The sequence below is a fragment of the Phaeobacter sp. CC-HEC084 genome (assembly GCF_059429255.1).
The window spans coordinates 1,146,142-1,172,985 of sequence record NZ_JCAIJQ010000002.1 but is presented as its reverse complement, the minus strand read 5'-3'; the positions used below and the strand labels follow the sequence as shown (position 1 = coordinate 1,172,985).

Sequence of the window (26,844 nt, the reverse complement as noted above, 5' to 3'; positions counted from 1 at the left end):
AGAGGATTACTCCTCGTCCAGCTCTTCAACAGCTTTCTGCAGATCGTCTTTCGAGACTTCTTTCTCGGTCACGGTCGCCTGATCAAAGACGTGGTCGATGACCTTGTCCTCGAAGATCGGCGCACGCAGCTGCTGCTGCATCTGAGCGTTCTGCTGAATGAATTCAAAGAACTGGCGCTCCTGACCCGGGTACTGACGCGCCTGCGCCATGATCGCCTGGGTCATTTCCGCGTCGGTCACTTCGACCTCTGCCTTCTGGCCCAGCTCGGCCAGCAGCAGGCCAAGGCGCACGCGGCGTTCGGCCAGTTTGGTGTGCTCTTCGGTCGCTTCGATCTCACCGTGGTTGTGGTCGTGGACGTCCGGGTTGTCCTCGTGCCACAGCTGGTGCGCGATCTGCTGTGCTTCGGCCTCGACCAGCGACGGCGGCAGGTCAAAGGAGACCAGCTCGTCCAGCTTGTCCAGGGTCGCGCGCTTCATCACGGCGCGGGCTGCACCAGCGTATTCCGCTTCCAGACGCTCACGGATTTGGGCTTTCAGGCCTTCCAGATCTTCGGCACCGAATTTCTTCGCCAGTTCATCGTCGATTTCGGCGGCCTTCGGCGCCTTGACCTCTTTGATGGTGCAGGAGAACACGGCTTCCTTACCCGCCAGGTGATCGGCCTGGTAGTCTTCGGGGAAGGTGACGGTGACGTCTTTTTCCTCACCGGCCTTCACGCCGACCAGCTGCTCTTCGAAGCCGGGAATGAAGGAGTTGGAGCCGAGTGCCAGCGGGTAATCTTCGGCGGAACCGCCTTCGAAGGCTTCGCCGTCAACCTTGCCGACGAAATTGATCACAACCTGATCGCCATCTTCCGACGCAGCACCCTCTTCGCGGGCTTCGAAATCCTTGGCGGTGTCGGCCAGGTTCTGCAGAGCTTCCTCGACGGCTTCGTCTTCGGCTTTGACAACCATTTTCTCAACCGAGATGACGGAGAGGTCGACTTCGGGAATCTCAGGCAGTGCCTCGTAGGACATCTCGACGTTGACGTCGTCGCCTTCTTTCCAGTCTTCGTTGGTCATCTTGACTTCGGGCTGCATCGCCGGACGATCACCGCTGTCTTCGAAGTGCTTGTTCATGGCGCCATCGACGGCTTCCTGCATCACTTCGCCCAGCATACGCTGACCAAACTGCTTGCGCAGCAGGGCCATCGGCACCTTGCCCTTGCGGAAGCCTTTCAGCTCCACTTCGGGCTGCGCTTCTGCCAGCTTCTCGTTGACCTTCTCGTCCAGCTCGGCGGCTGTGACAGTGATGGCGTAGCCGCGTTTCAGACCTTCGTTCAGCGTCTCGGTGACCTGCATCCTATACCTCATAGAGATTCGGGGCGCGCGCGCAGGCTCCGCCCCCAGACAATTTGAGGCCTTCTATGTGTCTGGGGCCTCCGGTGCAAGAGGCATTGCCCGCTTCGGTGCGACATTGGGCAGGTTTATGAGGGTTTCGTTGGGTGAAACCGACCCCGAAATGAAAAACACGCCCCGCAGGGCGTGTTCTCGTCTTTTGGCAGTCCGGATACCCGGGACTTAGAATTTCCAGCGCGCACCCGCCAGGATCACGTTGCTGTCCTGGTAGTTGGTCGCGGAAGTGTCCGCATAGGAGTAATCGCGGTAGGCCAGATAGGCTTCGACGTTGTACTTGTCTACTTTCTGAACGGCTGCGATGCCCCAGGATTCAGCAGAATCGCCCGAAGTAACCATGTCCGAACCATCGTAGTAGTCGACGGAGACGGAGGTGGAACCAGCCGAAATCAGGTTCGCGCTGTAGCCCAGTTTGGCGTAGGCATAGCTGCCCGCGATGTCACGCTCGCCTGCAGCAACGGTCAGCGACAGGCCGGTCGGCTTGTGCTCGACGCCGAAGGAGCCCGCGACGTCACGGATGTCTGCCTTGCCGGTTTCCTCGGTCCAGGCTGCGCCCAGAGCTGCGTCGAACCCGAAATCACCCAGCTCGTCGTTGCTGTAGCGCACAGCGACATCATAGGTTTCGCGGTCGTTGTTGGTTTTCAGGATGTCGGTACCGTAGGACGCCGAGAAGGTGAAACCGTTGAAGTTCACGGAGTCATAGCGCACACGGCCAAGACGGCTGCCGTCATAGTCCTTGAAGGCGTCGCCGACGGACACAGTGCTCAGAGCACCACCTGCGGTGCGGAACGCATATCCGCCAGCCGGGTCGGCAACCGCTGTGCCAGCAGCCAGACCGGTGCCGGAAGCATCGGCGAACGCAATGCCGTCAGACGCCATCGAGCCCTGACCAGCTGAGAAACGGCCGTAACGCGCGGTATCGAATTGGAAGTCCACGTGGCGCAGGTTGGTACGGGACCAGCTGACGTTGTCGCCCTTGGACGTCTGGTTGACGCTGTAGGACGAGCGCAGACCAAATGCGGTTTCGAAGGCGAAGGTCAGCGTGTTTTCGCCATAGGCCTGCTTCAGGCGGAAGCCGATGCGGGAGTTGGAGCCGGAGTTGTCCACGAGGCGGCTGTAGGTTTCAGCGCCATCATCGTAGTACTGGAACGCCGGGTCGAACTGGCCGTACCAGGTGAACGACCCGCCGGTGCTGTTTTCATAAGTCGGGCCTGCAAATGCAGGAGCGGCAAGCATCGCAGCCACAGTGGCAGCAATGGCTCTGGTTGTGAGTGTGGTGGTCATAAAGATGTCTCCTGACGTTTCGACGCGGCACGGCAGCCCCATCCCCGGCGGCTGCACCTCATACGTTGATTACCAAGGGCGTCTTCGCCGCAGCATCCTTGAAATTCCGGATGGACTGACGGCTGGAAACCCACGGCATGAACTGCGCGGAATGTTGCCAATCGCGCCCAGTGCCCGGCACCTTTAGGCCGATATCGCGTCTGTTTATGTGAGGAAGATCACACATCGCATGCGCTCAGCGCATTCCTGCCTTGATGGAAAAGCAGAGCTCCTCGCGACACATCAACTGTGCGTTATCACACTGAAAAATATCACGAAAAAGTAATCTCCTCCAAGGCCCGATTCAGCCCCGCCTCACCCCGCCAGACCGTCTAAGGGGAGATGCCTGAGACGAGGCCCCCAGGCCGGAGCCATCAAAACCATGACCGCAAATAAAACAGGGGGCGGAAGCCATTTCCATAGCCCCCGCCCCCCGGCATGTCCGCTGACCCGATCGGGCCCGGTTAAGTCCAGCGCTAGATCCGGTCGGCCTGCGACAACACAAGCGTGCCGAGATCGCCCCCCCGGACCAGAGCGATCGGCGCGCGTGGCGGTGCCGCCTGCTCCGCAGCGATATCCTCTATGTCGTCAAGAAAGCTTTCCAGAGCATGGGTCGGCTGGCCAAAGGCCTTGGACATCTTCAGCTGGTCGCGGGTCACCTCAATCAGGTCCATCTTTACGTTGCTGTTTCCACGGGAAACCTCATATCCGGACTGCGCGAAGTCCTCTTGTAGATGGGCCTGGAAGGCCGCGCCCTTGGTCGTCAGCATCATAATAAACTTCATGTCGTCAAAACCTGCCGCCACCAATTCATCGGCCATCTGGTCAATTTCTTGCGGGGAGATTTCGCTCAGGTCGTAGTTAGCAAAGATTGCATCAATCGCCTCTGCGTCAGGCGACTGCGGTGCAACATGGCTGGCAAAATCTTCTGTTTTCGCCTCTTTGGCCCCCCATTGCCCCGCCGGGGCATTGACAGACCTTGTGCTCGCCGGTGCATGGGTGGCAATCGTTGAAATCTGTGCGTAGCTCATATTGAAAACCTTCTGCTATTCAATGAACCGCACACTCAGCCGATATGGTGAAAACCCCCTAAAGCGCGCGGGTATAATCGGCGGTTTTCCAAGAAAATTATTGTCCCGCCACAGAGGAACCCACGCCAGCCGCCCCAGGTCCCTCCCTCAGCTGCTGCAGAAACGCCTCGGCCGCCATCGTGGGCTGCTTTCCCTTTGGCCAAGCCACGTACCAATGACGCATGATCGGAAAGGACTTCACGTCAAGCTCCGTCAGATAGCCGTGGCGCAGCTCCAGCGCGACGGTAGCCCGGCTGAGCACAGACCAACCGAGGCCTGCAATCACCCCTTGTTTGACGGCCTCATTGGCGCCCAACTCCAACCGCACGGCGGGGGCTTTCCCTGCCTCTTCGAAACAGCGCTCGGCCGCCAGCCGGGTGCCTGATCCGCTTTCCCGGGTCAGGAATGGATAAACGGACAGGTCCGCCACACTTAGCCCCTGCCGGGTGGCCAGAGGATGATCCGGCGGCGCAATGACGATCAGCGGGTTTTCGGCAAAGCGTTCCACTTCGGCAGCCATGTTCTGCGGCGGCGTGCCCAGAATATAGAGGTCATCGGCATTTTGGGCGAAACGGGCCAGGATTTCCTCGCGATTGCAGACGGTCAGGGCAACCTCGATCCCGGGATAGTCGCTGTTATAGGCCCCGATGCGGGCGGGGATGTCGTACTTCGCAGTCGACACCACCGCCAGCCGCAACCGTCCCCGCGCCATACCGCGCAACTCCGCCAGGCGCATATCCAGATCCTCGGCCTCGCCCAGCATGCGCTGCGCCGACAACAACACCACCTCTCCCGCCTCGGTCAGGAACAGGGTCTTGCCCATCCGCTCGATCAGCTTGTGACCGGTCTGTTCTTCCAGTTGACGCACCTGTGCAAAGACGGCCGGCTGCGTCAGATGCAGCGCCTCGGCAGCGCGAGTGTAAGAGAGGTGCTGCGCAACCTCTTGAAATATCTGCAATTGCCGAAGGGAATACCGCATATATACAGAATACGTTATTCTGAAACTAAAAACTATTCATTTCACTATATTTACCCTTTGTGGCCTTCTGATCCCAATGAAGTGGCCCGCCCCCGTTGGCGACCAGGAGGAGGAAACAAACCCATGAACATGCAAGCCCCAGCCAAGAAATACGATGCCGGCGTCAAGGACTACCGGTCCACCTATTGGGAACCCGCATACACGCCCAAGGACACCGATGTCCTGGCCGTCTTCAAGGTGATCCCGCAGGATGGCGTGCCGCGCGAAGAGGCAGCCGCAGCCGTGGCCGCCGAAAGCTCGACCGGCACCTGGACCACGGTCTGGACCGACCTTCTGACAGATCTCGACCACTACAAAGGCCGCGCCTACCGGATCGAGGACGTGCCGGGACAGGACGAAGCCTTTTATGCCTTCATCGCCTATCCGGCAGATCTGTTCGAGGAAGGTTCGGTCGTCAACGTCTTCACCTCCATCGTCGGCAATGTCTTTGGTTTCAAGGCCGTGCGCTCCTTGCGGCTTGAGGACGTGCGCTTCCCCATCTGGTTCGTGAAAACCTGCTTTGGCCCGCCGCACGGCATTCAGGTCGAGCGCGACAAGATGGACAAATACGGTCGTCCGCTCCTGGGCTGCACCATCAAGCCAAAACTGGGTCTGTCGGCCAAGAACTATGGCCGCGCCGTCTATGAGGTGCTGCGTGGCGGGCTCGATTTCTCCAAGGACGATGAGAACGTCAACTCCCAGCCCTTCATGCGCTGGCGCGACCGCTTCCTGTTCTGCCAGGAGGCCATCGACAAGGCGCAGGCCGAAACCGGTGAGCGCAAGGGCCACTACATGAACGTCACCGCCCCCACGGTGGAAGAGATGTTCCAGCGCGCCGAATTTGCCAAGGAAATCGGCACGCCCATCATCATGTCCGACTATCTGACCGTCGGCTGGGCCGCCCATAACTCCCTGTCGAAATGGTGCCGCGACAATGGCATGCTGCTGCACGTCCACCGCGCCATGCATGCGGTGATCGACCGCAACCCCAACCACGGCATCAACTTCCGCGTTCTGACCAAGCTTCTGCGCCTTCTGGGCGGGGATCACCTGCATTCGGGCACAGTCGTGGGTAAGCTCGAAGGCGACCGCAACGCGACCTTGGGCTGGATCAACCTGATGCGTGACAAGTTCGTCAAGGAAGACCGCGAGATGGGCGTCTTCTTCGATCAGGACTGGGGCAGTATGCCCGGCGTCTTCCCGGTGGCTTCGGGTGGGATCCACGTCTGGCACATGCCCGCGCTGGTCTCGATCTTCGGCAATGATAGCGTCCTGCAATTCGGCGGCGGCACCCTGGGCCACCCCTGGGGCAATGCGGCAGGTGCTGCGGCCAACCGCGTGGCGCTGGAGGCCTGCGTTCAGGCCCGCAACGAAGGCCGCGAGCTGGAGAAGGAAGGCAAGGACATCCTGATGGCGGCGGCCAAACATTCGCCCGAGCTGAAATCCGCGATGGAGACCTGGAAGGAAATCAAGTTCGAGTTCGACACCGTCGACAAGCTGGACGTGCAGCACCGCTGATCGCGCCCCCTCGAACACATAACAAAAGGACCAAGACCAATGAGCACCATTCAGGACTACCCCTCCCGCCTGTCGGATCCCGCCTCGCGCAAGATGGAGACCTTCTCTTACCTGCCGGAAATGACCAAGGATCAGATCCGCAAACAGGTGGAATGGATCGTCTCCAACGGCTGGAACCCGGCGATCGAACACACCGAACCCAGCAACGCCACCGATTATTACTGGTACATGTGGAAGCTGCCGATGTTCGGTGAAACCGACGTGGACGCGATCCTGGCCGAGCTGGACGAATGCCACGCCGCCAACCCCAAGCACCACGTGCGCCTTCTGGGATATGACAATTTCACCCAAAGCCAGGGCGCCAACATGGTTGTCTACCGCGGTGAGATGGTCTGATGCCCCTTTGCTGCCCGGCGCTCCCTCGTGCCGGGCAGCACATCCCAAAGCCCGGCTAGCAGGAGGATCCCGCCATGAAAGACATGCTTGACGACTTCCGCGTCACCGATGCGCCGTTCTGGCGGCAGACCGGCGACGAGGTGGAGCTGTTCACCACCGCCTGGGATGCCCGTATCCCGGTGATGCTGAAAGGGCCGACCGGCTGCGGCAAGACGCGGTTCGTGGAACATATGGCCTGGAGGCTGGGCCGCCCGCTGGTCACCGTGGCCTGCAATGAGGATATGACCGCCTCGGATCTGGTGGGGCGCTATCTCTTGGATGCCGACGGCACCCGCTGGCAGGACGGCCCGCTGACCTTTGCCGCCCGCCACGGCGCGATCTGTTACCTCGATGAGGTGGTGGAGGCCCGCCAGGACACCACCGTCGCCATTCACCCGCTGACCGATGACCGCCGTGTTCTGCCCCTGGAAAAGAAAGGGGAGCTCTTGCAGGCGCACCCCGACTTCCTGATCGTGATCAGCTACAACCCCGGCTACCAGTCCCTGATGAAGGACCTGAAACAGTCGACAAAACAACGCTTTGCGGCGATGAACTTCACCTGGCCCGAAGGCGAGACCGAGGCCGAGATCCTGGCCCATGAGGCAGGCATCGACAGTGAGACCGCCGGCAAGCTGGTCGAGATCGGCGCGCGCTCCCGCAATCTCAAGGGGCACGGGCTGGACGAAGGGGTGTCCACCCGGATGCTGATCCACGCCGGCCGGTTGATCAAGGGCGGGATCGCGCCGCGCTCCGCCTGTTCGATGGCGCTGGTCAACTCCATCACCGATGATCCGGATATGTGCGATGCTCTCGATGCCGCTGTCGCAACCTGGTTCTGAGGCCCTGCCCGAAGACCGTGCAGAGCTGCTGAACAGCCTGCCGGGTGAGGTCGCTGAAGTGCTGCTAACCGCCCTGCCCGATGCCCGGCGCAAACTGTCGCCGCGGGCGCTCGATACATGGCTGCGCGGCTGTGACGCGCTGATGCAACTGGGCCGGGGTGCGGATCCGGTCGTGGCCTGGATCGAGGCCGCGCCCGCCCTTGCCCGTGACCTCGGCGAGGATGTCCTTGGCGATCTGCTACCTCTGCTCCTTGGCTTTGCCTCGCGCACCTCGGGCGCGGTGATTGCCCGGCTGCTGGAGACATCTCCGCAGGCCGCGATGCGGCTCGGCGATACCACCCTCTTCATGGCTTACTTGCGGTTTCTGGAGCATCTTCTGGCCCGCGCGCCCCGCGCCGTGCGCCCCATGCTGGATCACCTGTCCGAACTGCTGGAGGTTCTGACCCTAGGGGGCTTGCGCCGCTGGGCCGACTGGGGGGTGGAGGCGCATCGCACCAACTTCAAGGAACTGCTCGCCTATTTCTCGCTTCAGACCGAGGAAAGCCGCGCCGTCATTCAGCGTGAGCGCAAGGGCACCCTGCTGGTCGATGTGCAGCGGCGGCTGATGATGTACCTGCGCGCCCTGTGGGGGCGGGATTTCATGCTGACGCCCACCGCGGGCGATTTCGAGGATCGCACGGGCCTGCGCCCCTATTATGAGACCTACAGCCTGCATCTACCCGATGCGCTGGATGACTGGCAGGATCAGGCCGCGCTGGATCTTTATCGTGCGCAGGCTGCCCATCTGGCCGCGCATCTGGCCTGCCTCAGAAAACCCATTCAGGGCGAGGGGCTGAACGCCTTGCAATCGGCCATGATCGGCCTGATCGAAGATGCCCGCGCAGAGGCCCTTGCCATCGCCCGCCTGCCCCGGCTGCGCGATCTTTGGGCGCCGTTTCATCAGGCCACCGCCCCCGGCATCGCCGGAGAATTCGACCGCATTTCCCGCGCCCTGCTGTTGCCGGATCAGGCGCCCGAAAGCGATCTTGCGTCCTGGGTTCGGGGCGAATTCGCGCTGTTTGACTTGGCAGATGCGGAGGCTGCCCGCGATCTGGGCCTACGCCTTGCCGAACGCCTACGCGGCCAACCCTATTCCGCCTATACCGATCATCCCTCCTGCCCCTATCGCTGCGACAACCGGCTCTTGTGGGAGTTCGAGGAGCTGGAGTTCGACACGGAATTCGCCTCGCCCCAGCAGGTGCGCAAATACGTCTCGGTCAGCGAAATGGTGAACGAGGTGGAGGTCGAAACCGCAGGTGATGACGCGCAGGAGATCTGGGTGCAATCGGCGGAGTTTTTTGACGACGACGGTCAAAGCTTCAACGAGAAAGAAGGCCGCGAACCGCTGGCACCGCCAGTGATGTATGATGAATTCGACCACACCATCCAGATGATGCGCCCCGCCTGGGCCACGGTGCTGGAACGGCGCCCGCGTCTGGGCGACCCAACCGGGGCCGAGGCGATCCTTGCCGAACATCGCCCAGTGATGGAACGGCTGAAGCACCGGCTGGACGCCATGCGCCCGCAAGGCATGCAGCGCATCCGCAAGCTGGAGGATGGCGATGTGATCGACATCGGCGCCGCCATCACTGCCGCCATCGACATACGCTTGGGCCGCCAGCCCGACCCGCGTGTGATGATGCGCCAGGTGCACAAAACGCGCGACACGGCCGTGATGGTGCTGCTGGATCTGTCGGAATCGACGAATGACCCCGTGGGCGATGGCTCCACCGTGATGGATCTGACCAAATCGGCCTGCGTGCTGTTGTCAGAGGCGATCAACCGGGTCGGCGATGCCTTTGCCATCCATGGCTTTTGCTCGGACGGGCGCGCGCAGGTCTACTATGAACGGTTCAAGGATTTCGACCAGCCGTGGGAGGATCTGGCCACCGCCCGCCTGATGGGCGCCGAAGGGCGGCTCTCGACCCGCATGGGCACGGCGATCCGCCACGCGACGGCGCAAATGAAGCGGGTGAAGGCCACGCGCAAGCTTATGTTGGTTCTGACCGATGGCGCGCCCGCAGATATCGACGTGCGCGATCCGCAATACCTGCGCGCCGACACCCGCCGCGCGGTTGAGGAAGCCACGCAAAGCGGCATCACCCCCTTCTGCCTGACTCTGGATCCCGGCGCCGATGCCTATGTCCAGCGGATCTTTGGCCCCCGTGGCGCGATGATCCTGGACCGGGTCGAACGCCTGCCGGAACGCCTGCCGCAGCTTTATGCGGCGCTGACCCACTGAGATCACGGCACCGAACGCTACAAGTCGAACTTTGGCAGGTAAACACCTGACAAGGCGTCGATTTCCTGCGCGCACATTTCCGTCGCCGGAGACACGTGATCTGCCTCTGCGGCGCCGGTGATCAGATACCAATGCCGCATCACCGGCAGATCCCGCCCGCGCAAGAGCGCCAGCCGCCCCGATGTGACCTCGTCATGCACGGTGTGCAGCGACAGGAACGCAATTCCCAGCCCTGCCAGAACCGCCTGCTTGATCGTCTCGTTCGAGGGCATCACCACCTTGTTGGGACTATGCCCCTCCGCCAGCCGTTCAATGAACCGCTCCATCAGGATCCGGGTGCCTGACCCTTCCTCGCGGCTGAGGAAGGTTTCCTGCAGCAGCCGGTCCGGATCATATCCGTCTTCCTGCGCCAGTGGATGATCCGGCGGCAGCACGATGCCATGCGGGTGCGGCCCCAGCGGGATCGCCCGATGGATCACCCCGCGCGGTGGCCGCCCCATGATTGCCAGGTCATAGTCCCCCCGGTTCAGCGCCTGCATCACCTCAGACCGGTTGGCCACCCGCAGCGAGATTTCCACATCCGGGATTCGGTCCTGCAACAGCCGCACCAGACGGGGCACGAAATACTTCGCCGTAGATACCGTCCCGAGCACCACATGGCCGCGCCGCCCTTGGGTCAGAGCGGTAATCTGCCGCTCTGCATGCGACAAATTCGCTTCGATCCGCTGTGCGGCGGCCAGCATCTCCTGCCCCGCCAGAGTCGGCTGAAACCCCGAACCATCGCTAGCCTTCTGTAGTAATGCCTCTCCAATCGCACCTTCCAGGTTCTTGATTTGGCTGTGAATTGTCGGCGGCGTCTGATGCAGAATATCAGCCGCCATGGTCAGGGAGCCGGTGTCCGCCACCGCCAGAAGCGCGCGCAATTGTTTGAGAGTGATGGCGTCGAACCGCAAATTCGAAATCCTCTAATCGATCTTTCTATTTTTTAAATTCCTTAAAAGTTCAATTTTTGCAAGCTTTGTCGCGTCAGGGAGGACAACCACATGAAAACTCTTGATCAGGTGCCCCAGGGGGCCGAGCCTGCGCTTGTTGCGGAACTGGACCGGCTGGCCGGTGTTGCTGCCGAGCTTGCCCAGCGCATTGCGCGCGGCGGCATCGACGAAAACCTTGCCGGAGCGGCGGGCACCAACACCGATGGCGATGCGCAAAAAGCGCTGGATGTGATCGCCGATGAGGCCTTCATGGCCGCCCTGCGCGAAGGCGATGTCCGTCACTATGCCTCGGAAGAGCAGGACACTGTCGTCACCATGAACCCCAAGGGCCGGTTTGCCGTGGCCATCGATCCGCTGGATGGCTCCTCCAACATCGACACAAATGTGTCCATCGGAACCATCTTTGGCATCTATCCGGCTGCGGACACGCCCGAGGCGTCGTTTCTGCGACCCGGCCGGGATCTTCTCGCCTCGGGCTATGCGATCTTCGGGCCGCAATGCGCGCTGATCGTTACCCTGGGCGACGGGGTGCTGAAATACGTGCTGGATCCGCAGAGCGGTATATTCCGTCTGCTGGGACAGGTCGCCGAGATCGCGCCGGATTCTAAGGAATACGCCATCAATACCTCGAACTACCGGCACTGGAGCAAACCGATCCGCGCCTACATCGATGATCGCGTGGCAGGGACCGAAGGGCCGAGCGGCGCCGATTCCAACATGCGCTGGATCGCCTCCCTAGTGGCCGAGACCCACCGTATCCTGACCCGTGGCGGTATCTTTCTGTACCCCGCTGATGGGCGGCAGGGCTATGGCCAGGGGCGGCTGCGCTATGTCTACGAATGCGCGCCCATCGCCTTTTTGATCGAACAGGCAGGCGGACGGGCCACCGACGGGCAGGACCCGATCCTGGATGCGGTCCCCGAGACCCTGCACAGGCGCACCCCCTTTGTCTTCGGCTCGTCCAACAAGGTGGCGCGAGTCGCCACCTACCACGATCTGCCGGACGAGGAGACATCCGCTCTCTTTGGCTTGCGCGGACTGTTCCGCGCCTGATCCTCACACCTTCAGGACATCGACATGAGCACCAAACACCCGATCATCAGTGTCACGGGGTCTTCCGGCGCGGGCACCTCGACCGTGAAAAAGACCTTCGACCAGATCTTCCGCCGCGAAGGCATTACCTCCGTTTCGATCGAAGGCGACGCCTTTCATCGCTACAACCGCGCCGATATGCGGGCCGAGCTGGAACGCAGACAGGCCGACGGCGATCACACGTTCTCGCATTTCTCCTATGGCGCCAATGAGCTCGGAGAGCTGGAACGGGTCTTTCGCGAATACAGCCAGACCGGCAAGGGGCGCACCCGCACCTATGTGCACGACGCCGAGGAAGCCAAGCGGACCGGCGTCCCCCCGGGGGAATTCACCGCCTGGGCGCCCTTCCCCGATGATTCCGACCTCCTGTTCTACGAAGGGCTGCACGGATCGGTGGTGAACGACGATGTGAACCTCGCCGCGCTGGCTGATCTCAAGATCGGAGTAGTGCCGGTGATCAATCTCGAATGGATCCAGAAGATCCACCGCGACCGCGAATCCCGCGGTTATTCCACCGAGGCGGTGACCGAGACCATCCTGCGCCGGATGCAGGCCTATGTGCATTGCATCTGCCCGCAATTCTCCGAAACCGACATCAATTTCCAGCGCGTGCCGGTGGTGGATACCTCCAACCCCTTTGTCGCGCGCTGGATCCCCACCCCGGACGAAAGCCTGGTGGTAATCCGGTTCAAGAACCCGCGCGGTATCGATTTCCCCTATCTGATGTCGATGATCGAGGGCAGCTGGATGACCCGCGCCAACAGCCTGGTGATCCCCGGCGGCAAAATGGATCTGGCGATGCAGCTGATCTTTACGCCGATGGTGATCCGCCTGGTCCGCGAAGCCAAACGTGCCTGAGGAGACCTCTCATGAATGTTCAAACCCCGGTGAAAGCCGATGAAACCCTGATGGCCAATGCCATCCGCGCTCTGACCATGGATGCGGTACAGGCTGCAAACTCCGGTCATCCCGGTGCGCCGATGGGTCTGGCGGATGTGGCAACGGTGCTGTTCAACCGCTTCATCAGGATCGACCCGTCCTGCCCCGACTGGCCCGACCGCGACCGTTTCGTGATGAGTGCGGGACATGGCTCCATGCTGGTTTATGCGATCCATCACTTGCTCGGCTACACGGATATGGACGCCGATCAGCTGCGCAACTTCCGCCAGATGGGCGCGCGCACGGCGGGACATCCCGAATACGGCCATGCCGCAGGGATCGAGACCACGACCGGCCCCCTGGGCCAGGGGATCTCGACCGCCGTCGGCATGGCGCTGGCCGAACGCATGATGCAGGCCCGGTTCGGTGACGATCTGGTCGATCACTACACCTATGTGATGGCCGGGGATGGCTGCCTGATGGAGGGGATCAGCCACGAGGCCATCGATCTGGCCGGGCACCTTGGCCTGTCGCGGCTGATCGTCTTTTGGGACGACAACCGGATCACCATCGACGGGCCCACGGATTTGTCGACCTCCATGAACCAGAAACAGCGGTTCGAGGCGGCAGGCTGGCACGTGCAGGCCGTGGATGGCCACGCACCCGAGGCGATCGCCGCCGCGATTGCTGCCGCCCGCGCCGATGACCGCCCGTCGATGATCGCCTGCCGGACGGTAATTGGCAAAGGCGCACCCAATATGGGTGGCAGCCACAAGGTACACGGCGCCCCCCTGGGCGCGGAAGAGATCGCAGCCACCCGTGACGCCCTTGACTGGCCCCATGCGCCGTTTGTTATCCCCGATGGTGTGCGCAACGCTTGGGAGGACGTGGCAAAACGCGGCGCCAAGGCCAGGAAAGACTGGCAGGCACGCAAGGAAAACGCACCAAAGGCCGCGGAGTTCGACGAGGCCATGGCCCCGCCGAACGCAGAGGCGCTACACGCCGCGATCACCGCCTATAAGGCCCGCCTCAGCGCCGATGCGCAAAAGGTCGCGACCCGCAAGGCCTCCGAAATGGCGCTGGAGGTGGTCAATGCCACCCTGCCCAACAGCGTGGGCGGCTCGGCGGACCTCACGGGATCGAACAACACCCGCAGCAGCGCCATGCGCCCGGTGACGGCACAAGATTTCAGCGGCGATTACATCCATTACGGCATCCGCGAACACGCCATGGCCGCCGCGATGAACGGCATCGCCCTGCACGGCGGGTTCAGAACCTATGGCGGTACTTTCCTCGCCTTTGCCGATTACTGCCGCCCCGCCATGCGGCTCTCGGCCCTGATGGGGGTGCCCGTCACATACGTGATGACCCATGATTCCATCGGCCTTGGCGAGGATGGCCCCACGCATCAGCCGGTGGAAACCATCGCCTCGCTGCGCGCGATGCCCAACATGAACGTGATCCGCCCCGCCGATGCGGTGGAAACCGCCGAGGCCTGGGAAATGGCGGCCACTTCGGACACCACCCCCACGGTCCTGTGCCTGTCGCGCCAAGGCCTGCCCACCCTGCGCCGCAACCACAGCGCCGAGAACCTGACGGCGCGCGGCGCCTATGTGCTGCGCGGCGGCGGCGCGCGGGACGTGACCCTGATTGCCACCGGATCGGAAGTGGAAATCGCCATGGAAGCCGCCGACCTGCTGGAGGCGGACGGAATCCGGGCCGCCGTGGTCTCTGCCCCCTGTTTCGAGGCTTTCGCGGCCCAATCCCCGGACTACCGCGCGGCCGTGCGCGGCAGCGCCCCCCGTATCGGTGTCGAGGCTGCCATTCGCCAGGGCTGGGAGCTGTTCCTGGAACGCAGCGACGGCTTTGTCGGGATGCGCGGCTTTGGCGCCTCCGCCCCCGCCGAGGAGCTTTACCGCCACTTCAACATTACCGCCGGGGCCGTCGCCGCCGCGGCCCGCCGCCACATCGAGAAAAGGACGAAGGCATGACCACGAAAGTCGCCATCAACGGCTTTGGACGCATCGGACGCTGCACCCTGGCCCATATCATCGAAAGCGGTCGCAACGACATCGAGGTGGTGAAAATCAACGCCACCGGCCCGATCGAGACCAACGCGCATCTTCTGCGCTATGACAGCGTGCACGGGCGATTTCCACATCCGGTTGCGGTCAATGACGACATGCTGGATCTGGGCCGTGGCCCGATCAAGGTCTTCTCCACCTACAATCCCGAGGAACTCGACTGGGACGGCGTGGACGTGGTGCTGGAGTGTTCGGGTGTGTTCAATTCCAAGGAGCAATCCTCGGTCCACCTGAAACAGGGCGCGCGCAAGGTACTGATATCGGCCCCTGCCAAGAACGCCGACCGCACCGTGGTTTACGGCGTCAATCACCGCGATTTGCGCAGCGATGAGTTGGTGGTTTCCAACGGCTCTTGCACCACCAACTGCCTTGCACCGCTGGCCAAGGTTCTGAATGACGCCATCGGCATCGACAGCGGCATCGTCACCACGGTGCATTCCTACACAGGCGATCAACCCACCCTGGATCGGCGCCACAAGGATCTCTATCGCGCCCGTGCGGCCTCGATGTCGATGATCCCCACCTCCACAGGTGCGGCCAAGGCCATTGGGGAGGTTCTGCCGGAACTCTCGGGCCGTCTGGATGGATCCGCCATTCGGGTGCCCACCCCGAATGTGTCTGCCGTCGATCTCACTTTCATGGCGGGTCGCGATGTGACCGAGGACGAGGTGAACGCCATCATGGCCGAAGCCGCAGCAGGAAACATGCAGCAGATCATCAGCTACGAGACCGAGCCGAAGGTCTCGATCGATTACAACCACGACAGCCATTCCTGCAATTTCGCCGCCGACCAGACCAAGGTTCTGGGCGCGCGTCTGGTGCGGGTGATGGCCTGGTATGACAACGAATGGGGCTTTTCCTGCCGCATGGCGGATACGGCCAATGCCATGGGGAGACTTCAGTGATGGACCTGCCGCAGATTGACACATCCTCGGTCAAGGGCCGCCGCATCCTTGTGCGCGCCGACCTCAACGTGCCGATGAATGAGGAGGCAGCCGTCAGCGATGACACCCGCATCCGCCGCTTTGCCGACGGGATGAAACCGCTTCTGGCCGCAGGGGCGCGGCTGGTGATCTTGACCCACTTTGGCCGCCCCGAGCCGGGCGCCGAGGCCGGGCCGCATTCCGTCGAACCGCTGATCCCAGCCCTGGCACAGGCGCTGGGCCGCCCGGTCCGCTTCTGCCTGCACCTAATCGGAGAAGAGCCAGTCGCCCGCAGCCGGGGTCTGACGGATGGCACGGTCATGCTCTGCGAGAACCTGCGCCTGCATGCCGGGGAAACCGCCAATGATCTTGCCTTTGCCGCGCAGCTGGCCAAGCTTGGCGATATCTACATGAACGATGCTTTCTCCTGTGCGCATCGTGCCCATGCCTCGACCGAAGCCTTGGCGCACCTGCTGCCCGCCGTCGCAGGCCCGCTGATGATCGAAGAGATCGAGGCCCTGTCGGCGGCGCTGGAATGCCCCAAGCGCCCGGCTGTGGCGGTGGTGGGCGGTGCTAAGGTCTCCAGCAAAATCGCGGTGCTGAAGAACCTGGTCCAGAAGGTCGATCACATCATCATCGGCGGCGGCATGGCGAACACGTTTCTTTACGCCGATGGCGCGCCCATGGGCCGCTCGCTGCACGAGGCCGATCAGATCGACACGGTACGCGAAATCCGCACGCTGGCGCAAAAGGCAGGCTGCACCCTGCATCTGCCCGAGGATGTGGTGGCCGCCTATGATTTTGCCGCCGGTGCAGCCCATGACATCACCCCGGCAGATGCATGCCCCGAGAACGCGATGATCCTCGATGCGGGACCGCGTGCGCTGAAACGGTTTCAGTCGGTGCTCACCTCCTGTAAGACGATCCTGTGGAACGGGCCCTTGGGGGCGTTTGAACTCTCTCCCTTTGACCTTGCGACCCGGCACCTGGCACAGACCGCCGCCGATCTGACCCGGCAAGGGCTGGCTGTTTCTGTCGCAGGTGGCGGGGATACGGTTGCGGCCCTGAACATGGCCGGTGTATCTGGCGATTTCACATATGTCTCCTCCGCCGGGGGGGCTTTCCTGGAATGGCTGGAGGGTAAGACGCTCCCCGGCATTGCGGCGCTGCAAGGCGCGGCAGAAGCGGCCTAAGAGGTTTTCATGGCACTTATCACTCTTCGTCAACTGCTCGACCATGCCGCCGAACACGGCTATGGCGTGCCCGCCTTCAACATCAACAACATGGAGCAGGGCCTTGCGATCCTGAAGGCCGCCGCGAAATGCGACAGCCCGGTGATCCTGCAGGCCAGCCGAGGCGCGCGCTCTTATGCGGGCGACATCATGCTGCGCCACATGATCCAGGCGCTGGTGGAAATGTACCCCCATATCCCGATCTGCATGCATCAGGACCACGGCAACAACGAACAGACCTGCCTGTCGGCCATCCGCCACGGCTTTACCAGCGTGATGATGGATGGCTCGCTTGAGGCGGACATGAAGACACCGGCATCCTACGAATACAACGTCGACATCACCGAGCGTGTCTCCCGCATGGCCCATTGGGTCGGTGCCTCTGTCGAGGGCGAGCTGGGCGTGCTTGGCTCGCTGGAAACCGGTGAGGCGGGCGAAGAGGACGGATCGGGCGCGGTGGGCAAACTCAGCCAGGAACAGCTTCTGACCGATCCCGATCAGGCCAAGGACTTTGTTGCCAAGACACAGGTCGATGCGCTTGCCATCGCCTGCGGCACCAGCCACGGCGCCTATAAGTTCAGCCGCAAGCCCACCGGCGATATCCTGGCGATCAGCCAGATCGAGGCGATCCACGCCAAGATCCCCAATGTCCATCTGGTGATGCACGGATCGTCCTCGGTACCGCAGTACCTGCAAGACCTGATCAACGAATACGGCGGCGAGATGCCCCAAACCTATGGCGTGCCGGTCGAAGAGATCGAGCGCGGCATCAAGTCGGGCGTGCGCAAGGTCAATATCGACACGGATAACCGCATGGCCATCACCGGCCAGTTCCGCAAGGTGGCACAGGAAAAACCGACCGAGTTCGACCCGCGCAAGTTCACCATCCCCGCGATGGAAGAGATGGAAAAACTCTGCCTTGACCGGTTTGAACGCTTCGGCACCGCCGGCAATGCGGCAAAGATCTCGCCGCTAGACCAAGATGAGATGGCAAAACGCTACGGCAGCGGTGCGCTGGCGGTCTGATCTCTCCCGCGCAAAGCGAATCCGGGGGGCGTTCGCGCCCCCTGCCCCCTCCCCGATATGACGAGGCCCCCGATGTCCTTTGACCGCAGCGTGAAGATCGCGCCCTCCATCCTCTCTGCCGATTTCGCCAACTTCGGGCAGGAAATCCGGGCCATCGAGGCCGAAGGCGCCGACTGGGTGCATGTGGATGTAATGGATGGTCACTTCGTCCCCAACCTCACCTTTGGCCCGATGGCGGTCAAAGCCTTCCGCCCGCATGTGAAGACGGTGATGGACGTGCACCTGATGATCGCACCGGTGGACCCTTACATCGAGGCCTATGCCGATGCGGGCGCCGATGTGCTGACTGCGCATATCGAGGCCGGACCCCACATTCACCGCACCCTACAGGCCATTCGCGCGTCGGGCATGAAGGCGGGCGTTGCCCTCAATCCCGGCACCCCGGCCGAGGCGGTGGCGCATCTTCTGGACCTCACCGATCTGATCTGCGTGATGACGGTGAACCCCGGTTTTGGCGGGCAGAAGTTCATCGACATGACGGGTAAGATCACGGCCCTGCGCCAGATGATCGGCGACCGCCCCGTGCATATCGAGATCGACGGCGGCGTTGATCCCACCACCGCGCCCAAGGTGCGCGCCGCGGGCGCCGATGTGCTGGTGGCGGGATCCGCCGTCTTCAAGGGCGGCACGGTCGACAACCCGGGCGTTTACGGCACCAACATCCGCGCCATCCGCGAAGCGGCCAATGCCGCTTGAGGCGTTGATCTTCGACGTGGATGGCACCTTGGCCGAAACCGAGGAGCTGCACCGGCGCGCCTTCAACGAGACATTCGCCAAAGAAGGCCTCGACTGGCACTGGAGCCAAGACGACTACCGCCGCCTGCTCCAGACCACCGGCGGCAAGGAACGCATAGCCCACCACATGCGTAACCTGAGCCTTGCGCCCGACGCTATCGACATTGCCGCATTGCACAGGGCCAAGACGGAGCGCTATGTGCGCCTGATGGGCGACGGCGGGTTAGACCTGCGCCCCGGCATTGCCGCGCTGATCACAGCGGCCAAGGAGGCAGGGCTGACCACGGCCATAGCCACCACCACCAGCCGCGCCAATGTGGACGCGCTTTGCGCCGTCTGTTTTGGCACCTCTGCGGATCGTGTTTTCGCGGTCATTGCCTGCGGAGACGAGGTCGCGACCAAGAAACCTGCGCCGGATGTCTATGACCTGGCCTTGAAACGTCTGGACATCGCCCCGGAAAACGCGCTCGCCTTCGAGGACAGCAGCAACGGATTGCGCAGCGCAGGCGCCGCCGGGCTGACCTGTGTCGTCACCCCATCGATCTACACAGGCGGCGATGATTTCACCGGCGCCGCTCGCGTGGTTAGGGATGTTACCCACCTCGGCGGCATTGAGGCGCTCGCACCCCTTCTGCCCACGCCGCGAACCGTCTGACAAAAGGAACCGATCATGGCTGTCTCCCCTCCTGTTTGCGATTTCGGCTGGCGCGCGCCAGATTTCCGCCTGACCGCCACCAATGGCAAGATCTACAGCCTTGCGGATATCGCTGGTCCCAAGGGCACGCTGGTGATGTACATCTGCAATCACTGCCCCTATGTGATCGCGGTGCTGGACCGGATCGAACGGGATGCCCGCGACCTGCAAGCCTTGGGCATCGGGATGGCGGCGATCTGTTCCAATGACGCGGAAACCTATCCCCGCGACAGTTTCGAGAAGATGGTCGAACTGGCCCGCGACCGCGTCTTTCCCTTTCCATACCTGCATGACGCTGACCAAAGCGTCGCCCGCGCCTGGAATGCGGCCTGCACGCCGGATTTCTTTGGCTTCAACGCCGCAGGCGCGCTGCAGTACCGGGGCCGCCTCGATGCATCGGGGCGCAACCCGGCGCCGGAAGGCGCCCGGCGCGAATTGTTTGAGGCCATGCGACAGGTCGCAGACACCGGCCGGGGCCCAGCGGATCAAGTGCCGTCGATGGGCTGTTCGATCAAATGGAAGGATCCCGCATGAGCCGCGCAATCGTTTTCGACCTTGACGGAACGCTAGTGGACAGCGCCGCCGACATCCACGCCGCCGTGACCCAGATGCTGACAGAGTTTGGCAAGCCGCCGCTGACGCTGGCGCGGGTGACCAGCTTTATCGGCAATGGCATACCGAACCTTGTCCGGCTGGTCATGCGCGACAGCGGCATCCCCGAAGCCGATGAGAACCTAGCCATCACCCGGATGATGGCGTATTACGCAGCGCATCCCGCCGACCTGTCGCAGCCCTATCCAGGCGTGACCGACTGCCTTACGCGCCTGCAGGAGGCTGGTATTCGCCTTGGCGTCTGTACCAACAAATTCCGGGCCCCGGCGCTGCAGATCCTTGATGCACTGGATCTGATGCAATATTTCGAGGTCGTCGTAGGCGGCGATACTCTGCCCGTCCGAAAACCCGACCCGGCCCCTTTGCACCACGCCTTTGAAGCCCTGGGCGGCACCTCGCGCATGTATGCGGGCGACAGCGAGGTCGATGCAGAGACGGCGCAGCGAGCGGGCCTCGACTTTGCCCTTTTCACGCAGGGATACCGGAAAACCCCGGTGGATCAGCTGGTCACGGCCTGCACCTTCGACGCCTTCCGGAATCTGCCCGCTATCGCAGACCGCGTCATGACGGTCAAAGCCGGGTCGGTCTGACCTGCCCCGCAGCCGCGCCCGGCAGGTGCTTCACCCGCCAAATGCCCCGGCCAGATGATCGATCAGCGCCCTGATGCGCGTGGTCAGATGCCTGTTGGGCGGGTAGACCGCATAAAGCGGCATATTCACCGTGCCCCGATCCGCAAAAAGCTGCTTCAGCTCGCCGCTCTCCAGAAATGGGCGTGCCGCGTATTCCGGGACCCGGCCAATGCCCCGCCCCAGCGCTGCCATATTGACCACCGCGCGGGGCGAATTCGCCCTAAAATCCCCGGTGACCGTGACAGCAACCTGCCGACGCCCCTGGCTGAAGGTCCAGACCTCGGGCTGCGACGAGGCCGTCATCAACAGGCAATTATGTGTCGACAGCGCGTGGGGTTCCTTTGGCTCGCCATGGGCCGCCAGATAGTTGGGCGATGCGGCCACGACCACCGGCATATCGGTCAGCTTGCGCGCCACCAGCGAGGAATCCTTCAGCGTGCCGAACCGCACCGCAAGATCAACGCCTTCTTCAAGGATCGAAATATGCTGGTCAGAGAGCACAAGTTCGATCCGCACATCCGGATGCGCGGTCTGGAACGGCTGTAGCGCCTGCACCAATTCGCGGCTACCAAGCCCGGTCGGGGCCGTGATGCGGATCGGACCGACAAGCTGCTGCTGGCGCTGCTGCACCACGTCCTCCAGCTCTTCGAACTGATCAAGCAGGGCGATGCAGCGTTCCAGATAGGCCTGTCCGGTGTCGGTCAGAGTGACGCTGCGCGTGGTCCGGTGCAGCAATTGCGCGTCCAGTCTTTCCTCAAGCCGGGCCACATATTTGCTGGCCAGTTTGGTGCTGATTCCCACCTGCCGGGCACCCGCGGTAAAAGAGCGTTGCGCCGCCACGGCAGCAAAGGTGCGCATACAATCCAGCGTGTCCATTCTATGGAGTTCCTTGCATATTTTTTGTCGTCAATCCGTACATTATACTTCGTCAATTTCACCGGTTATCCTCACAATATGGCGAGTTTACCTTTGCCTTGTCCATAAGCCGCACAGGCATCAGACAAAGGAAGGAACCCCCAAATGTCCAATTCAATCCGTATTCACGGCTTCCCGCTCTCCGGCCACTCCCACCGGGTAGAACTGCTTGCGAACCTCGCCGGCATCGCACATGAGGTCATCACCGTTGACCTCGCTGCAGGCGCCCACAAGGAAGAGCCGTTCCTGTCGCTGAACCCCGCCGGTCAGGTGCCCGTAATCGAAGACGGTGACACCGTGATCGCTGACTCCAACGCCATCCTGGTCTACTTGGCGCGCAAATACGCACCGTCCTTCCTGCCCACCGATCCGGTGCTGGAAGCCGAGGTGCAGAAATTCCTCAGCCTGGCAGCTGGCGAAATCGCCTTTGGCCCGGCTGCAGCGCGTCTGATCAACGTCTTCAACGCCCCCTTTGACGCAGAATTCTGCGCGGCAACCGCCGCTGCCGTCTTTGGCAAGATCGAGGCGCATATGGAAGGCCGTGAATTCCTGGTGGGCACCGAGCCGACCATCGCCGACATCGCCATCTATTCCTATAGCGCGCATGCACCCGAAGGTGGCATCTCGCTGGAAGCCTACCCGAACCTGCGTCGCCTCCTGGCCAATATCGAAGGTCTGAAAGGCTTCAAAGCAATGCCCGTGACCAAGGTCGGCCTCGCAGCCTGATTGGTTTGGCCGTGGCGTCTTTTTCGGCGTGGCGCCACGGCCCCCTCCATATGCCCGCCCCACTATCGGGGCATGTCTTGCAGGCAAACCGACATCTACGTCACCCAAATTGCCTGCTCCGTAGTGGTCCATTGGCCGATATCCAGACGCAAGAGTACCGCTCAACAACTCAGTTACCGCGCATTTCCGAACCGGTCGAAGGTCGCTTGAAGGTCCGGCAACCTTCCCTATAACGCGCGGCATGTCAGCAAAGATCTTTTCAATGGAGCCGCGAGAAGGCGGCGGCGCCCGGTTTGTGCTCAACTACAAACACATCGGTCGCAGCGGCATTCAGCGAATTTCCTGTGATCTGACACAGACCGACCTTCTGCAAATGGTGCTATTCGCCGAAGCGCTCAACCTGCGCAATCGCCTCGGCCCCCCGGCTGCATCGGATGTAACAATCGATGGGTTGCAGGTCTCCTTTGTCCCGGCGCAGCGGGAGCTCATTCTTCAGCGGCAAGCTGGCTACTCCCAAAAGACCGCCCGCATGCCGGTTGACGTCTTTCTCTCCGAAATGGCGGGCATGACCGACATTTGCCTTGCCCGCGCCGAGACGTCAAAGAATGGACCTGCCCTGAAGAGCATGCTGGCGGAGTGCAGACCGCCAGCAGAGTTCGAAAGGCTGTTGGGTTTAGACCTAGCTGATCTGGCTATGCACCAGCTGCGGGAGATTGCGCTGCTGATCCTTGCGCAGGACGCCGCCAAGCGCGGCTCTGCGCTCGCCCGCAAGCTGCGCGGAAAGAAATCACAGGATCAAGCGCGTGAGGCGGTTATCAGCCTTGTATTGACGCTCGCCGCTGAATGTATGCCCGGCTCGACCTAGATAAGCCACCCCAAGGCGAGCAGCCCGCTCTCGGCTCAGGCGCCGCCCAGCGTTTCTCTGCTCTGCGGTGCCATAACCCCAACGAGTAATAACGCCGCAAACGACCGCCGTATGCCGCGGTTAGGGTGAAAGGTCGATGCACCGCCGGGGTGTCCGTCGCGGTGCACAATTGAAACGCCGACATATCCAGACTTGAGGAATTTCAAAAGGTATGGCAGCCCGGAACCTCCAACTGAGCGACCATCGGAAGTCGATAACAACAATGCCGCACACAGACCGTCTCCAAACCGATTGCTCGAAATGCGCAGCCCTTTGCTGTGTTGTACTGGCTTTCGACAAGGGCGAAGACTTTGCTTTCGACAAGAACCCTGGCGAACCTTGCAGGAATCTCTCGGGGCATCGCTGCAGCATCCACGAAAAGCTGACGCAGGAAGGCCTGAAGGGGTGCGTTGCCTATGATTGTCTGGGGGCCGGTAACCGCGTGATCCAAGACGTATTCGGGGGGCAGACTTGGCGAACCGAGCCGCGCCTGATGCGTGTGATGATGGAGGCTTTTCATGGCATGTGCGAGGTTCATAAGCGTATCGACCTGCTGCGTGCCGCCGGGACCCTCCCCCTGAAGCCACAGGACGAGCAGATCCGTTGCAGCTTCCTTGACCGCCTCGAGGATGACCACTGGAGCGGCCCCGACCTCCACGATTTCGAGGTCGGGCTGGCGCTTGAAATCGACATTTTCATGCACGGGGTTCAGCGAGAGTTTCCAAACTTTCTGCCCGAATCTCCTTAAACTTGGAACCTGCAACGTTTTCAGGAACTGTTTCGGCCGCGCGGGCCTTCGTCGCTCAGGTTCGTTAGTCGGGACCTGGACGATACAACAGGACGTCAACCAGCCGCCGCTACCGCCGCACAAAAAGGGCAACCCTCAATTCCCCCAGCGGTAGCCTGACAAAAGCGACTTGGACTTTTTATTTGAAATCAAAGTGGTGCGGGTGAAGGGACTTGAACCCCCACGCCTTGCGGCGCCAGAACCTAAATCTGGTGCGTCTACCAATTCCGCCACACCCGCACTGGCGCAGCACCTTCCGGCGCTGCGTGAGCCGCTGAATAGCAAAGCCCGCCGCAGGATGCGAGAGGAAATCGCACCGGAGCCACACTATTCGATTGCGGCACCAAAGACACATCTCAGCCACAGCTTCCCCCATAAGCGAAAAATTGCGCAGACGCGGGCGCGCCGAATGGCTAGTGTCTGAAAAAAACAAATAAAATGCTATTGAGGCAGAGCGAGAGACCCCATGAAACCGCACGCGAATCCGCCTGCGCAGCATATCGTTGCGCGCATCCTGCAAAGCCGCCGCGAGCAGACCGGCAGCCACGCGGCCCAAAGTTCGGTTACGCTGATTACCGGCACTCCGATCCAGACCCAAGACGGCGCTTTGGCCGTTGAGACCCTGACAGCCGGGGATCAGTTAATTACACGGACGCAGGGCCTCACTCCGCTGAACAAGATTCGCAAATCCCGCGCCATGATGCATGCGGTCCGCTTCACAGCCGGATCGCTTGGGCACACTCAGCCGGGCGGAGATTTGCTGCTGCCGCTGAACCAGCAGGTTCTGATCCGAGACTGGCGCGCCAAGGCGATGTTCGGACAGCCCCAGGCCGTTGTGCCTGCGTTCGAACTGATCGATGAGGAGTTCATCCGCGACGAAGGCATGCAGATGTTGGAACTCTGCACCCTGACCTTTGATCGCCCCCATGTGATCTACGCGGGCGGCATGGAGATCGCCACCTCCCGCGCGGCAGGCGACAATCTGCGCCCTGCGGCTTAAAGCCCTAGCTTGCGAAATGCGGCTGGGATCTGCTCTGGCAGGTCCTCGGCGATCAGTCCGGGGCCGAATTCCAGCGCGCAGTCCACATGCAGCCAGGCGGCGCTTTCCGCCGCCTGCATCGGGCTAAGGCCCCGCGCCAGCAAACCGGTGATAAATCCCGCCAACACATCCCCCGACCCGGCGGTCGCCAGCCAGGGAGCGGCGCGATCATAATGGGCGGAGTTGACCGAGCATCGCCCATTCGGCGCGGCGATGACCGTATCGGCGCCCTTGAACAGCACCACGCAGCCTGCCCGCACGGCGGCCTCCCGCGTGGCGTCCACCTTGGAATAGGCCGGACCTTTGGTGGCGGGCGCATTCAGTTTCGCGGCAATATCCGGGAACAGCCGCGCAAATTCGCCGCCATGGGGCGTCAGCACGCAGTTTTCATGCAGCATGGAAAAGAGCTCTTCCGGCGCAACGCCAAAGGCTGAGAGCGCATCGGCATCCAGCACCGTGGCCCGTTTGGCCACCAGGGCCGCAGGCACAAGATCCCGCGCCCGATCAAGGCCCATTCCGGGGCCAAGGCAGAGCGCATTGAGGCGGCTATCCTCCAGCGCCTGAGCCAGAGCCTCAGCATCTGCCACCCGTTGCAGCATCAAAGCGGTGATCTGGCAGGCGACCTCCTGCTGGGCGCTTGGCGGCACACCGAGCGTCACCAGCCCCGCCCCGATCCGAAGCGCGCCCCGCGCCGACAGCCGTGCCGCACCCGTCTTGCCCGCACCGCCCGTCAGGATCAGGGCGTGGCCGTGGGAGAATTTGTGGCCGGAGCCTTTGCCAACCAAGGATGGACTGGCCAGTTGTACAATATCTCCCGGCGGGACCGCCGGGCAGCCCCCGACCGCCCCTCTGGGCGGGGGCTTCACCCCCACCCGCGGACGGGGGGTGCCCTTGAGGCCAATGTCCTTGACCACGAGTTTCCCACAAAGCTCTGATCCGCCTCCAAGGAAATGACCCAGTTTTTGCTGATGGAATGTGACCGTTAGGTCCGCTCCAATAGCAGCACCAAGCGTCTGCCCACTATCTGAGCAGACACCACTGGGAAGGTCGACCCCAACGACCCGCACACCGTTTTCCGCCAATAGAGATCGTGCTGTTGAAAAGATAGTAAATAAACCCTTTAACGGTCGCGTTAGGCCAGTTCCAAACAGCGCATCAACGAGAAGATCAAACCGATCAGGCGTTCTTAGGCTGTCATCCAGCAGCGGCGGAGGATCGATGGCCCGTACCGTCACATCTCCCATCTCCGACCACCGCTCATAATTCGCCTTCGCATCCGGCGGCAGTTTGGCCGGGGCTCCATACAGAAACACCTCCACCTCCCAGCCGCGCGCCCTCAACAGGCGCGCCACCACGAACCCGTCGCCGCCGTTATTGCCGGGACCGCAGAGGACCACGGCGCGATTGCCGACCGCGTCCAGATCGGGCCATTCCTCGAAAATCGCCTCCACCACGCCCTGCCCGGCCCGCTCCATCAGCTCCAGGCCGGTCACCTTACCTGACTCGATTGCGGCCTGTTCGATGGCGCGCATCTGGGCAGCTGTCAGCAGTTCGGTCATTCTCCAGGCTCCCGCGATTCAATTCTGATTATTTTTTGTGCGCAGTGATTATTTTTTAAACACCCGCGCCCATTTTGCAG

At 62.1% G+C, this 26,844-nt stretch carries 25 protein-coding genes and 1 tRNA gene; 18 read left to right on the top strand and 8 right to left on the bottom strand.

Annotated features, from left to right (window positions below):
- Window positions 1-6: 6 nt before the first annotated feature.
- The 4 genes from tig to AC5SSZ_RS06030 all read right to left on the bottom strand — a co-directional run bounded on the left by tig (window position 7) and on the right by AC5SSZ_RS06030 (window position 4,764).
- Window positions 7-1,338 carry a trigger factor gene (gene tig / locus AC5SSZ_RS06045; RefSeq protein WP_495437600.1) on the bottom strand — a complete coding sequence of 444 codons (1,332 nt, stop codon included), beginning with the start codon at window positions 1,336-1,338 and terminating at the stop codon, window positions 7-9.
- 219 nt (window positions 1,339-1,557) lie between these two features.
- Window positions 1,558-2,676: a porin gene (locus AC5SSZ_RS06040; RefSeq protein ID WP_274834305.1), complete on the bottom strand. Its 1,119-nt coding sequence runs from the start codon at window positions 2,674-2,676 to the stop codon at window positions 1,558-1,560.
- A gap of 515 nt (window positions 2,677-3,191) precedes the next feature.
- A complete protein-coding gene (locus AC5SSZ_RS06035; protein ID WP_495437599.1) occupies window positions 3,192-3,746 on the bottom strand; it encodes a hypothetical protein in 555 nt (184 codons plus the stop codon).
- Window positions 3,747-3,843: 97 nt separating this feature from the next.
- Entirely contained in the window at window positions 3,844-4,764 is a 921-nt protein-coding gene (locus AC5SSZ_RS06030) for a LysR family transcriptional regulator (RefSeq protein ID WP_274834308.1), read from the bottom strand.
- A 123-nt stretch (window positions 4,765-4,887) separates the two neighbouring features.
- Here AC5SSZ_RS06030 and AC5SSZ_RS06025 point away from each other — a divergent pair, with 123 nt between their 5' ends.
- The 4 genes from AC5SSZ_RS06025 to AC5SSZ_RS06010 all read left to right on the top strand — a co-directional run bounded on the left by AC5SSZ_RS06025 (window position 4,888) and on the right by AC5SSZ_RS06010 (window position 9,876).
- Window positions 4,888-6,321: a form I ribulose bisphosphate carboxylase large subunit gene (locus AC5SSZ_RS06025; protein ID WP_274829180.1), complete on the top strand. Its 1,434-nt coding sequence runs from the start codon at window positions 4,888-4,890 to the stop codon at window positions 6,319-6,321.
- Between the two features lie 39 nt (window positions 6,322-6,360).
- Window positions 6,361-6,717 (top strand): ribulose bisphosphate carboxylase small subunit, encoded by a 357-nt coding sequence (locus tag AC5SSZ_RS06020; protein ID WP_495437598.1) that lies wholly within the window; start codon window positions 6,361-6,363, stop codon window positions 6,715-6,717.
- Between the two features lie 74 nt (window positions 6,718-6,791).
- A complete protein-coding gene (locus AC5SSZ_RS06015; RefSeq protein WP_495437597.1) occupies window positions 6,792-7,595 on the top strand; it encodes a CbbQ/NirQ/NorQ/GpvN family protein in 804 nt (267 codons plus the stop codon).
- The gene (locus tag AC5SSZ_RS06010; RefSeq protein ID WP_495437596.1) at window positions 7,561-9,876 is read left to right on the top strand and encodes a nitric oxide reductase activation protein NorD; all 2,316 of its coding nucleotides are present in this window, start codon (window positions 7,561-7,563) and stop codon (window positions 9,874-9,876) included. Before AC5SSZ_RS06015 ends, AC5SSZ_RS06010 begins: the two co-directional genes overlap by 35 nt.
- Window positions 9,877-9,893: 17 nt before the next feature.
- On the opposite strand, the gene AC5SSZ_RS06005 is transcribed toward AC5SSZ_RS06010, so the two are convergent.
- A complete protein-coding gene (locus AC5SSZ_RS06005) occupies window positions 9,894-10,829 on the bottom strand; it encodes a LysR substrate-binding domain-containing protein (protein ID WP_495437595.1) in 936 nt (311 codons plus the stop codon).
- Between the two features lie 90 nt (window positions 10,830-10,919).
- Between AC5SSZ_RS06005 and AC5SSZ_RS06000 the strand changes: the two genes are divergently transcribed.
- The 10 genes from AC5SSZ_RS06000 (at window position 10,920) to gph (ending at window position 20,795) form a co-directional block, all read left to right on the top strand.
- A complete protein-coding gene (locus AC5SSZ_RS06000; RefSeq protein ID WP_495437594.1) occupies window positions 10,920-11,921 on the top strand; it encodes a class 1 fructose-bisphosphatase in 1,002 nt (333 codons plus the stop codon).
- Between the two features lie 24 nt (window positions 11,922-11,945).
- Complete coding sequence (locus tag AC5SSZ_RS05995; protein ID WP_495437593.1) at window positions 11,946-12,818, top strand: phosphoribulokinase; 873 nt, start codon at window positions 11,946-11,948, stop codon at window positions 12,816-12,818.
- 11 nt (window positions 12,819-12,829) lie between these two features.
- Window positions 12,830-14,830 carry a transketolase gene (gene tkt, locus AC5SSZ_RS05990; RefSeq protein ID WP_495437592.1) on the top strand — a complete coding sequence of 667 codons (2,001 nt, stop codon included), beginning with the start codon at window positions 12,830-12,832 and terminating at the stop codon, window positions 14,828-14,830.
- A complete protein-coding gene (gap, locus tag AC5SSZ_RS05985; RefSeq protein ID WP_495437591.1) occupies window positions 14,827-15,828 on the top strand; it encodes a type I glyceraldehyde-3-phosphate dehydrogenase in 1,002 nt (333 codons plus the stop codon). The genes tkt and gap overlap by 4 nt, the downstream gene beginning before the upstream one ends.
- Window positions 15,828-17,039, top strand: a complete 1,212-nt coding sequence (locus AC5SSZ_RS05980; protein ID WP_495437590.1) for a phosphoglycerate kinase — start codon at window positions 15,828-15,830, stop codon at window positions 17,037-17,039. Before gap ends, AC5SSZ_RS05980 begins: the two co-directional genes overlap by 1 nt.
- Window positions 17,040-17,048: 9 nt before the next feature.
- The gene (gene fba, locus AC5SSZ_RS05975) at window positions 17,049-18,104 is read left to right on the top strand and encodes a class II fructose-bisphosphate aldolase (RefSeq protein ID WP_495437589.1); all 1,056 of its coding nucleotides are present in this window, start codon (window positions 17,049-17,051) and stop codon (window positions 18,102-18,104) included.
- Window positions 18,105-18,176: 72 nt separating this feature from the next.
- A complete protein-coding gene (gene rpe, locus AC5SSZ_RS05970) occupies window positions 18,177-18,860 on the top strand; it encodes a ribulose-phosphate 3-epimerase (protein ID WP_495437588.1) in 684 nt (227 codons plus the stop codon).
- A complete protein-coding gene (locus AC5SSZ_RS05965) occupies window positions 18,850-19,554 on the top strand; it encodes an HAD family hydrolase (RefSeq protein ID WP_495437587.1) in 705 nt (234 codons plus the stop codon). Before rpe ends, AC5SSZ_RS05965 begins: the two co-directional genes overlap by 11 nt.
- A 15-nt stretch (window positions 19,555-19,569) precedes the next feature.
- A complete protein-coding gene (locus tag AC5SSZ_RS05960) occupies window positions 19,570-20,127 on the top strand; it encodes a thioredoxin family protein (RefSeq protein ID WP_495437586.1) in 558 nt (185 codons plus the stop codon).
- Entirely contained in the window at window positions 20,124-20,795 is a 672-nt protein-coding gene (gene gph / locus AC5SSZ_RS05955; RefSeq protein ID WP_495437585.1) for a phosphoglycolate phosphatase, read from the top strand. Before AC5SSZ_RS05960 ends, gph begins: the two co-directional genes overlap by 4 nt.
- Before the next feature lie 30 nt (window positions 20,796-20,825).
- Here the strand turns inward: gph and AC5SSZ_RS05950 are convergent, their stop codons facing one another.
- Window positions 20,826-21,710, bottom strand: a complete 885-nt coding sequence (locus tag AC5SSZ_RS05950) for a LysR family transcriptional regulator (protein WP_495437584.1) — start codon at window positions 21,708-21,710, stop codon at window positions 20,826-20,828.
- 144 nt (window positions 21,711-21,854) lie between these two features.
- Here AC5SSZ_RS05950 and AC5SSZ_RS05945 point away from each other — a divergent pair, with 144 nt between their 5' ends.
- From AC5SSZ_RS05945 to AC5SSZ_RS05935, 3 genes are all read left to right on the top strand, one after another.
- Entirely contained in the window at window positions 21,855-22,475 is a 621-nt protein-coding gene (locus AC5SSZ_RS05945) for a glutathione S-transferase family protein (protein WP_347510374.1), read from the top strand.
- Between the two features lie 262 nt (window positions 22,476-22,737).
- Complete coding sequence (locus AC5SSZ_RS05940) at window positions 22,738-23,340, top strand: hypothetical protein (RefSeq protein ID WP_495437583.1); 603 nt, start codon at window positions 22,738-22,740, stop codon at window positions 23,338-23,340.
- Between the two features lie 262 nt (window positions 23,341-23,602).
- On the top strand, window positions 23,603-24,127 hold the full coding sequence (locus AC5SSZ_RS05935) for a hypothetical protein (RefSeq protein ID WP_495437582.1): 525 nt from the start codon (window positions 23,603-23,605) through the stop codon (window positions 24,125-24,127).
- A gap of 194 nt (window positions 24,128-24,321) precedes the next feature.
- Here the strand turns inward: AC5SSZ_RS05935 and AC5SSZ_RS05930 are convergent.
- Window positions 24,322-24,406, bottom strand: a tRNA-Leu gene (locus AC5SSZ_RS05930).
- Window positions 24,407-24,632: 226 nt separating this feature from the next.
- Here AC5SSZ_RS05930 and AC5SSZ_RS05925 point away from each other — a divergent pair.
- Complete coding sequence (locus tag AC5SSZ_RS05925) at window positions 24,633-25,166, top strand: Hint domain-containing protein (RefSeq protein ID WP_495437581.1); 534 nt, start codon at window positions 24,633-24,635, stop codon at window positions 25,164-25,166.
- On the opposite strand, the gene AC5SSZ_RS05920 is transcribed toward AC5SSZ_RS05925, so the two are convergent.
- Window positions 25,163-26,764, bottom strand: a complete 1,602-nt coding sequence (locus tag AC5SSZ_RS05920) for an NAD(P)H-hydrate dehydratase (protein ID WP_495437580.1) — start codon at window positions 26,762-26,764, stop codon at window positions 25,163-25,165. The genes AC5SSZ_RS05925 and AC5SSZ_RS05920 overlap by 4 nt on opposite strands.
- Between the last annotated feature and the right edge of the window lie 80 nt (window positions 26,765-26,844).

Excerpts from the sequence above, each read along its gene's own strand:
- tig (WP_495437600.1), bottom strand. The coding sequence starts at position 1,338 with ATGCAGGTCACCGAGACGCTGAACGAAGGTCTGAAACGCGGCTACGCC.
- AC5SSZ_RS06040 (WP_274834305.1), bottom strand. The coding sequence starts at position 2,676 with ATGACCACCACACTCACAACCAGAGCCATTGCTGCCACTGTGGCTGCG.
- AC5SSZ_RS06035 (WP_495437599.1), bottom strand. The coding sequence starts at position 3,746 with ATGAGCTACGCACAGATTTCAACGATTGCCACCCATGCACCGGCGAGC.
- AC5SSZ_RS06030 (WP_274834308.1), bottom strand. The coding sequence starts at position 4,764 with ATGCGGTATTCCCTTCGGCAATTGCAGATATTTCAAGAGGTTGCGCAG.
- AC5SSZ_RS06025 (WP_274829180.1), top strand. The coding sequence starts at position 4,888 with ATGAACATGCAAGCCCCAGCCAAGAAATACGATGCCGGCGTCAAGGAC.
- AC5SSZ_RS06020 (WP_495437598.1), top strand. The coding sequence starts at position 6,361 with ATGAGCACCATTCAGGACTACCCCTCCCGCCTGTCGGATCCCGCCTCG.
- AC5SSZ_RS06015 (WP_495437597.1), top strand. The coding sequence starts at position 6,792 with ATGAAAGACATGCTTGACGACTTCCGCGTCACCGATGCGCCGTTCTGG.
- AC5SSZ_RS06010 (WP_495437596.1), top strand. The coding sequence starts at position 7,561 with ATGCTCTCGATGCCGCTGTCGCAACCTGGTTCTGAGGCCCTGCCCGAA.
- AC5SSZ_RS06000 (WP_495437594.1), top strand. The coding sequence starts at position 10,920 with ATGAAAACTCTTGATCAGGTGCCCCAGGGGGCCGAGCCTGCGCTTGTT.
- AC5SSZ_RS05995 (WP_495437593.1), top strand. The coding sequence starts at position 11,946 with ATGAGCACCAAACACCCGATCATCAGTGTCACGGGGTCTTCCGGCGCG.
- tkt (WP_495437592.1), top strand. The coding sequence starts at position 12,830 with ATGAATGTTCAAACCCCGGTGAAAGCCGATGAAACCCTGATGGCCAAT.
- gap (WP_495437591.1), top strand. The coding sequence starts at position 14,827 with ATGACCACGAAAGTCGCCATCAACGGCTTTGGACGCATCGGACGCTGC.
- AC5SSZ_RS05980 (WP_495437590.1), top strand. The coding sequence starts at position 15,828 with ATGGACCTGCCGCAGATTGACACATCCTCGGTCAAGGGCCGCCGCATC.
- fba (WP_495437589.1), top strand. The coding sequence starts at position 17,049 with ATGGCACTTATCACTCTTCGTCAACTGCTCGACCATGCCGCCGAACAC.
- rpe (WP_495437588.1), top strand. The coding sequence starts at position 18,177 with ATGTCCTTTGACCGCAGCGTGAAGATCGCGCCCTCCATCCTCTCTGCC.
- AC5SSZ_RS05965 (WP_495437587.1), top strand. The coding sequence starts at position 18,850 with ATGCCGCTTGAGGCGTTGATCTTCGACGTGGATGGCACCTTGGCCGAA.
- AC5SSZ_RS05960 (WP_495437586.1), top strand. The coding sequence starts at position 19,570 with ATGGCTGTCTCCCCTCCTGTTTGCGATTTCGGCTGGCGCGCGCCAGAT.
- gph (WP_495437585.1), top strand. The coding sequence starts at position 20,124 with ATGAGCCGCGCAATCGTTTTCGACCTTGACGGAACGCTAGTGGACAGC.
- AC5SSZ_RS05950 (WP_495437584.1), bottom strand. The coding sequence starts at position 21,710 with ATGGACACGCTGGATTGTATGCGCACCTTTGCTGCCGTGGCGGCGCAA.
- AC5SSZ_RS05945 (WP_347510374.1), top strand. The coding sequence starts at position 21,855 with ATGTCCAATTCAATCCGTATTCACGGCTTCCCGCTCTCCGGCCACTCC.
- AC5SSZ_RS05940 (WP_495437583.1), top strand. The coding sequence starts at position 22,738 with ATGGAGCCGCGAGAAGGCGGCGGCGCCCGGTTTGTGCTCAACTACAAA.
- AC5SSZ_RS05935 (WP_495437582.1), top strand. The coding sequence starts at position 23,603 with ATGCCGCACACAGACCGTCTCCAAACCGATTGCTCGAAATGCGCAGCC.
- AC5SSZ_RS05925 (WP_495437581.1), top strand. The coding sequence starts at position 24,633 with ATGAAACCGCACGCGAATCCGCCTGCGCAGCATATCGTTGCGCGCATC.
- AC5SSZ_RS05920 (WP_495437580.1), bottom strand. The coding sequence starts at position 26,764 with ATGACCGAACTGCTGACAGCTGCCCAGATGCGCGCCATCGAACAGGCC.